Consider the following 8,282-nt stretch of genomic DNA (forward strand, 5'->3'; position numbering starts at 1 on the left):
CGGAAATGGCGAAGATGATCTTCGTTGTCCGCAACAACTCCATTGATGATTCGGCCTACGCGAACAACTCTTCGAAGATGACCGACATCAACAGCCACTGGGCCAAGGGCTACATCAAGTTCTGCGAATCCCAGGGCATCATCGCCGGCTACGGCGACAACACCTTCAAGCCCGACGCGACCGTTACCGGCGTAGAGGCGGCGAAGATGCTGCTCGTTCTGACCGGTTATGACGCAAACAAGGCTGGTCTGGTAGGCCACAACTGGTCTACCAATACCCTGAAGTATGCTGGCTCCGCCGGCCTGCTGGACGACGTAAACTCCGGCCTGGAGCAGGGCCTGCCGCGTCAGTACGCCGCGCAGATGATCTACAACACGCTGGACGCCAACCGCGTCAAGTGGTCGGACGATTCCCAGTCCTTTGACGACGTTCTCAACGGCGGCATCAAGGAGACGGTCGGCTCCGCTTACATGGGCCTGTCCTATGACGTCGGCACCCTGACCGAGATGAGCAAGGACTCCCTGACCATCAAGATCGACGGCAGCTATGATTCCGACAACTACCACCAGTCCAAGGATTACAAGACTGTTTCCTTCACCAAGGTAGGCTCGGATTACTCCAAGCTGCTCGGCCAGAAGGTCAAGATCATGTTCAAGGACGGCAAGACCAACAACGTCCTCGGCATCTACGCGATCTCTGACAACACCTCCTACACGGTTGCTGCAAACGGCACCGAGAAGGACGGCGACAAGGTCAAGTTCGGCGGCTCCTCCTACTCGGTTGAGTTCTACGGCGACGCGGACAGCAAGACCATCTACGACTCCAACAAGGGTGACGCGATCGCTACCTACATCGACGGCCAGGTTGCTGAAGGCACCACGCTCGACGAGCTGGACAACAACAAGCTGAACCCGAACATGTACACGTTCGTCGATACCGACGGCAACGGCAAGATTGATACCCTGAACGTTACCACCTACAACGTTGCCAAGGTATCCTACGCTTCTTCCGACAAGATCATTGCCAGCGGCAAGACCTACAAGACCGCGGATGAGAACATCGCGGACGGTATCGCCAAGGACGACTGGGTCGTTATCACCGAGAACCTGTATAACGACAACAAGGATATCGTCAAGGCTGACAAGTCCACCGGCACCCTGAACGGCCTGCGCGATAACCAGTCTGCCAATGTCTTCTTTGACGGCGGCGACGTCTCCACAAGCAAGGTAACCTACAACGAGTACCGCGTGGGCGACGACTGGTTTAAGGGCGCTGCGAAGGTTCAGTCCACCGCAAGCGAATCCGATCTGAACACCGTTAAGGCGGGCAACGAGGTAGAGTATGTTGTTGTCAACAACATCATGTTCTATGTCAAGCGCGTTTCCGGCAAGGCGGACGGCAAGGTTGACGAAGTTGCAATGGTCGTCAACAAGGGTACCACCGGTATCGAGGATGAAGTCAAGCTGGCGTTCTTCGACGGCACCACCAAGACGGTCAAGTTCGACAGCGACAGCTCTGTTAAGTGGGATAATCTGAAGCCCGGCACTGTTTACGGCTACGACGTATCCGGCGACGAGTACAGCTTTGAGACCCTGAAGGATGGCGTTGCCGACAGCAAGTATGAGGAGTACTACGGCGACATGACCTACATGGGCTCGCAGAAGACTTCCAGCACGAACGCATTCAGCTCTCTGGGCAAGTACAGCATCGACGACGACGCGGAAGTCCTGCTGTTCCTGCCGAAGGGCGGCGCGAGCGTTGGCACCAACGATAGCGGCAACGACTCCAAGAAGATCTCCGGCAAGCAGTTCAAGGCTCTGGCTAACGGCAAGATCATCAGCGGTTCTGATATCTATGGCTTCTACGGCAGCATGAGCGGCATCGACCGCGTCGGCGCTATGGCTGTTGCAGTCAACAGCTTGGACGGCATCGTCAAGACCTGGAGCAACTACGGCTACATCGTTACCAAGCCCTACAAGGTAGACAACCGCACGATCGAGTACACCTTCTGGAACGGTTCTGAAAATGTAACGGTTCGCGAGGAAAAGAACAGCACTTCCGACCGCGCGAAGGGTACGGTTATCGGCTACGATACGCTCAACGAGAAGGACGGCGTAAAGGTAATTGACGATGTGGATCATCTGACCGCTTCTGACATTACGTTCACTGCTGTAACCAGCGTAAACGACAAGAAGGATACCGCAATCTTTGCGAAGGATCCGGTCGGCGCAAACGGCAACCATGAGCTGGACAAGGTAAGCGGCAGCGACGTATTCTACATCGACACCGATGCTGACAAGGATCTGGAGATCGGCGTAGAGGACGGCGAGATCAAGGAAGCGCAGAAGGTTGACGGCGACTACCTGGCGAACGCTCTGGTAATCGGCAACGACGACGAGATCGAGCTGCTGATCATCGATCAGGGCGAGTATCTGGACAACGACGTTTACACGGTTGACACCACCGGCGGCGTTGTTGACGGCGAGGATGCGAACGCTTCTGACGTCAAGATCGGCTCCATCAATGACGTGGCAGTTGGCGATTCCGTTGATATGAACGTTACCGTTACGACCAAGAACATCAACAAGGGTACCTCTGTCCGCGTTTCCCTGAGCGATGCTGACGGCCTGACCGCTTCGGCTACCGATATCGACAGCGATGGCAAGTCCGTTGTGACCATCAAGGGTACCCCGAAGAAGGAAGGCACCGCTACGCTGAAGGTAACGGTTGACGGCAAGACTGTTAGCGCGAGCTTCACCATCAACAAGGAAGCGAGCAACGTTGTCCTGAAGACCAGCTACGACACCACGGACGACGCTACTTTCGCCACCGTTAAGACCTACACCGGTACGGTTGGCTACCAGAACGCCTGGATGCTCACCCCGGTCGTAAAGGTTGTTGACAATCAGGGCACTGACAAGTCTGCTGACTTCGATATGGGCGGCAGCCTCACTCTGATCAAAGACAACAACGCCGATGCGCAGACCTTTACGGTAGCGACCAAGACCACCACCAAGGTTGGCGATTACAAGATCGTTGTTACCCTGGGCGATCAGAAGACCGAGCAGACGATCAAGGTTGTTACTGCTACTCCGGATGTAAAGCTGAACCTGAGCAAGCCGACTGACAGCAGCCCGCTGTCTGGTGTATCGTTCTCTGACAATAGCGGCAAAGGCTATGATGTCGGTGCCACTACCTGGGAGAAGAGCGATGACGGACAGAGCGGCTGGGCGTCTGACACTGGCAACGCAGCGAATGGCAAGTGGTATCGCGCTACCGCTACTCTGACTGCGAAGGAAGGCTACAGCTTCACTGGTTTCTCTGCATCTGTAACGATCAGCGATTATACTGTAACTGTCACTCCGTCTCAGGATGGTAAGACTGCTACTGTAGTTGCTACTCTGACCGCGCAACTGTCTTAACTTATAAGACAATAAGAAAACCCCTCTCGAATGAGAGGGGTTTTCCCTTTTTTACAGCCCAAAGGCGATATAGCCGTAGGTTTTTCCGGATTCGTTGGGGTTGTGGCTGCGGTTGATGCTCATACTGTCCGATGCAGAAACGAGGAAGCCGTTTTCCGTCAGGTGGGAGCTGGAAAGCTCCGGAGGGGAGCTGCCGCAGAGCCTGTGGCATACCGTTATCGTTTCCAGCATTTCAAAATTGCCTATCGTTGGCGCAAGTATGACCAGATACGGCTTAAAACCAAGGGAAATCAACCGGTTTTCCGTCCCGTCGCCGGTATAGGTGCCGTAAATGACCTGCGCCTTTTTCGGCATCGCCTGTTCCAGGCTGCTGACACGGTTTTTCAGCGCGGTGGTTTCACTGGTCAGCGCGGTTTGTTCGGCTTTCGCGTCCAGCTCGGCGGCAAGCTCGTCTGAGAGCATCTCTCGGTCGATCGTGTCCCCGAACGTGTCCACCACGATGCCCTCCACCCGCGCCTCCAGCCGTGATGCGTCGTCGCAGATTCCGTTGACTGCCTGCCGCAGCTCCTCCGGACTGCTGTCGAACCGCGCTTTCAGTTCGTTCGGCGCGAGCGTAGGCTGGTCGGGCAGGTCTGTGATTTTGTGTGTGAATTGCGTGATCTTGTGGTCAGAAAAAGACATGGTTTCCTCCTTTTTGTCGGTGCTGCCCGCGCGCGTTCTTTGGACAGCGCGCGCAGGCGCGCGTGGGGCGAAGCCGCCCCGTTTGGTTTTTCCTGCGGGGAAAGTAAGCAACCGTTATAATAGCCGAAAAAACGGAAAGCGCAAGGGCAAATACTTGCCCTTGCGCTTTTTCCCGTTTCTGCTATTCTGATAGACGCTTACTTTCCCGTGTCGGTGCAAACGGCGGGCAGGGAACCCCTCACGCGCGCGCCCGCGTGGTCAGAGGAACGCGCGCGAGGGGAACTCCGGCCGCCCCAAACAGAAGGAGGTTTTTCATGTCATTCAGCGATCATAAAATCACAGCGTTTCAGCACAAAATCACAGACTTACCCGACCAGCCCACGCTCGCGCCGAACGAGCTGAAAGCGCGGTTCGACAGCAGTCCGGAGGAGCTGCGGCAGGCAGTCAACGGAATCTGCGACGACGCCTCACGGCTGGAGGCGCGGGTGGAGGGCATCGTGGTGGACACGTTCGGGGACACGATCGACCGAGAGATGCTCTCGGACGAGCTTGCCGCCGAGTTGGACGCGAAAGCGACCCAGGCCGCGCTGACCGCCGAGGGGCAGGCGCGCCAGGCGCTTTCCGGACGGGTGAGCGCGCTCGAAACCGCCGTGCCGCAGAAAAGCGAGGTGTATTTCGGCACCTACACCGGAACCGGCAGCTATCCGCGCACCCTGTCGATCGGGTTCACACCCAAGGCGGTCATTATCGGCCATAAGGACGGCCTGATCGCGGACGAAACCGCGGTTTACAGCACCTTGATGCTGCAAGGCTACAAAACAGATTACTGTGGCATTGTTTCCAACGGTTTTACGCTGTATGAGTACAAATACAGCAAGCTCAACTACAACGGCGCACAGTTTTACTACATCGCGTTCCGGTAAAACGGAAAAGGGAAAACCCCCGAGGAATCCTCGGGGGTTTTCGTTGTTAATTGTTACGCAGTGATGCGCGCCAAGGTGTAAGTGACATATACAACGCCATCCTTGACCTCAACGCTGCTGGTCGCACCGGTGTTGGTGGTCAAAGCGACAGGAGTCTTTTCCGCAATGTCAGAAGCAAATACATAGTTTGCATTCGGAGTCAACTTGACCGTTACGGTGATGAAATCACCAACTACAATTGCGGTGGAGGTTCCCTTTACGTCCACGTTGTTGAACTTGATGCTGTCAATCTCAGCCGTAGTATTAGCCAAGGTTGCAGCCGTGAAAATAGCATCCGCTGTTACGGTAGAGGCAGCCTTAGTGCCTTCGGTTACGGACATGCCGGTGAAATCGGCAATCGTAGCCGGAACAACAGTCAGCTTTGCATTAGCGTATTCCACTGCACTGGTATCGGTCTTGTCCGTGATCTTAAAGGTCAGGTCGTAAACCGTGCCAGCATTTTCACTGGCACTCAGACCAGTGAGACTGATATTCGTCTCGTCGTTCGTAGTCGTGGTCGTACCCAGTGTTACGCCCGTCGTCGGCGCAGTCAGTTCAATTGTAGAACCGTTTTCGAAATTCTTAGTAGTCAGCTTAATAGTAGCGGAAGTCTGACCAAATACAACATTAGCATCCTCCGCAGAAGCCGACTTGGTTGTGGTGTCAGAGGTCGACTTGAGCGCGTCAGCGTACTTGCCGCGGAACTGGTTGTCGCCAGACTCAACGACTAGGACTTCCATCTCGTCGTCGCCATTGGTCAGGTAAACCGTATTGGCAATATACTCGTCATTGGAAGCAGTAACAATCTTCGCGCCGTCCGCATCGGAGTACCACTTGGTAGCCTTGCGGATCGAACCAGTCGAAGAACCGGTCTTTGCGTCGGTATCGATGTAGAATACGATGGTATCCGAAGTCACATCGAACTCACCGGTTACGCCGTTGTTGGCAACAGCCTGATTGGAGGCGCCGCCCTGCCAGCCGGCAACCTGAACCGTGGTCTGCTTGCTGTTCACATCGGTGATAGCGCCCAGAGCAAAGTTGGTATCGCCCATCGTGTACAGATGTACGTCGTCGATGTAACGCTTGTCGGCATCCTCACCGTCGAGGGACTTATAGCCAATCAGGGTGTTCTTCTTGCGGTCACCGGTCTTGGCGTTCTTCTCGTAAACCGTTACGGCCTCGTCAGCGCCTTCGAGCAGCACGGTGTAGGAAACCTCGTTCGTGCCGGACTCCTTCGCGTCGGACAGGATGTAGCCGTAGAAGTCGTTGGAAGTGGTGGTTTCGGGCAGCTTGTCGACCTCAACAGCAATCGCCGCAACGCGGGTCAGGCCGTTTACGTCAGCGGTGAAGTAAGCCGCATCGCCCTCATAAGTGACAGCGGAGCTTTCCAGCGCCTTGAGCTGCTTGCCGGTGATGACCTTGGAGTCATTGCCGGTATCCTTGCCGTTATCCTCGAACAGGATAACCTTGGCAGTGTCGTCAATCTTCTTGCCGTTCAGCGCATCGTCCTTGGCGGTGTACGAAGCAGTGCCGACATAGGTGTAATCGCCGTAGTAATCGTCTTCCGTGGACAGACCCTCGAAAGAGTACTCGCCGCCGGAGATGCTGTACTCATACAGCGCGCCGACCTTCAGGGAAGCATACTTGATCGTGCTGTCATCGTCAACGTCAACAACCTTGGTAGTGTCGTTGAAGAACTGCAGCTTGACCTGATTGCCGCCAATGCCGGCATCCTTGTTAACGACCATCGCAATGTCGGTCACATCAGCCAGAGAGCCGTTGCCCGAAGAGCGCTTGATCTTCCATGCAACGCCGTTTACAACAACAGCCTCGACCTCGTCGCCCGCCTTAACGGTGCTGATATCGGTACGGCCGTCCTTGTCGGTTGCGCCATTGTACCACTCGTCGCCGATCTGGTACTCATGATACTTAACGCCAGTACCCTTGTTTGCGTTGTAGTTCTCGGAAGTGCTGTCCTTCTTCAGGCCGTCCAGCTTGCCGGTGATAACGTCAGCCTTGGCAACGCGGGTGCAGTCGTTGTAGCGGTCGTAGGAGATAATCGCCCAGTCGTCCGCCTTGAGGTCGTCGTCGATGTTCTCTTCGTCGAACTCATAGCTCTTGCCGGCAACTACCTTGGAGGAGGTAACAGAGGTGACCTCAGCCGCGGCGTAGTCGGTGATGATAACGGAGTCGAAGCGGCCGTTGCCGTCGGAATCGACGAACTGCATTACCGCAGAGGAGGTATCCCAATCGTCGAACAGCTCTTCAGCCTCAAAGCCGTACTTGCTGTTGGCGGCAGTGTACTTGACACCCGCCTGAGAGGTGAAGCTCTTGGAGTTACCCGAAGAGGCGCCATCCTCACCGGTTACGGCAGTTTCCTTGCCCTCGATGTCGGTGTAGTAAACATCGATGTAGTCATTGCCGTAAGCGTTCTCGATCGAGTAGGACTTGCCGCCGAACTTGACCTTATCGCCATCGGACTCTACTTCAGAAGCGTTAACGGTGTAGGCTTCGTTGTCGGAAACCGCGTAAACGCCCAGGACGTTGTTGGTCTTGCCGTCCTTGAACATGACCTTGACCTTCTGGCCCAGCAGGCTGGAGTAATCCTCCTTCACCTTGGTGAAGTTGGTAGCGTACGGATTGCTGCCGGAGTAAACCTTGTCGCTCTCCGCCTCGTCGATACCGGTCAGGGTGAGGGAGTCCTTGCTGACAGTAGTCAGGATACCAACAGACTTGGTCAGACCCATGTAAGCGTAGCCAACGGTCTCCTTGTAGCCATTGCCGAGGTTGTCGTCAAAGGAGTCGGAGTCGGTGGACCACTTGACACGGTTGGTGTCCAGCGTGTTGTAGATCATCTGCGCGGCGTACTGACGCGGCAGGCCGGACTCCAGACCGGAGCCTACGTCGTCCAGGATACCGGCGGAACCGGCATACTTCAGGGTGTTGGTGGACCAGTTGTGACCGGTCAGGCCAGCCTTGTCAGCGTCATAACCGGTCAGAACGAGCAACATCTTGGCCGCCTCTACGCCGGTAACAGTCGCGTCGGGCTTAAAGGTGTTGTCGCCGTAGCCGGCGATGATGCCCTGGGACTCGCAGAACTTGATGTAGCCCTTGGCCCAGTGGCTGTTGATGTCGGTCATCTTCGAAGAGTTGTTCGCGTAGGCCGAATCATCAATGGAGTTGTTGCGGACAACGAAGATCATCTTCGCCATTTCCG

The 8,282-nt window shown here is 55.7% G+C and carries 4 protein-coding genes; 2 read left to right on the forward strand and 2 right to left on the reverse strand.

The window, feature by feature from the left end:
- On the forward strand, positions 1–3,422 hold a 3,422-nt coding region (locus tag ACYQ3S_RS15185; RefSeq protein ID WP_459690188.1), incomplete at its 5' end, for an S-layer homology domain-containing protein.
- 51 nt (positions 3,423–3,473) lie between these two features.
- On the opposite strand, the gene ACYQ3S_RS15190 is transcribed toward ACYQ3S_RS15185, so the two are convergent.
- Entirely contained in the window at positions 3,474–4,103 is a 630-nt protein-coding gene (locus tag ACYQ3S_RS15190) for a hypothetical protein (protein WP_459690189.1), read from the reverse strand.
- Positions 4,104–4,417: 314 nt separating this feature from the next.
- Between ACYQ3S_RS15190 and ACYQ3S_RS15195 the strand changes: the two genes are divergently transcribed.
- Positions 4,418–5,026 carry a hypothetical protein gene (locus tag ACYQ3S_RS15195; protein ID WP_459690190.1) on the forward strand — a complete coding sequence of 203 codons (609 nt, stop codon included), beginning with the start codon at positions 4,418–4,420 and terminating at the stop codon, positions 5,024–5,026.
- A gap of 53 nt (positions 5,027–5,079) precedes the next feature.
- On the opposite strand, the gene ACYQ3S_RS15200 is transcribed toward ACYQ3S_RS15195, so the two are convergent.
- The coding region (locus ACYQ3S_RS15200) for an S-layer homology domain-containing protein (protein ID WP_459690192.1) at positions 5,080–8,282 on the reverse strand (3,203 nt) is incomplete at its 5' end.

The sequence above is a fragment of the Agathobaculum sp. TL06 genome (assembly GCF_054658635.1).

Excerpts from the sequence above, each read along its gene's own strand:
- ACYQ3S_RS15190 (WP_459690189.1), bottom strand. The coding sequence starts at position 4,103 with ATGTCTTTTTCTGACCACAAGATCACGCAATTCACACACAAAATCACA.
- ACYQ3S_RS15195 (WP_459690190.1), top strand. The coding sequence starts at position 4,418 with ATGTCATTCAGCGATCATAAAATCACAGCGTTTCAGCACAAAATCACA.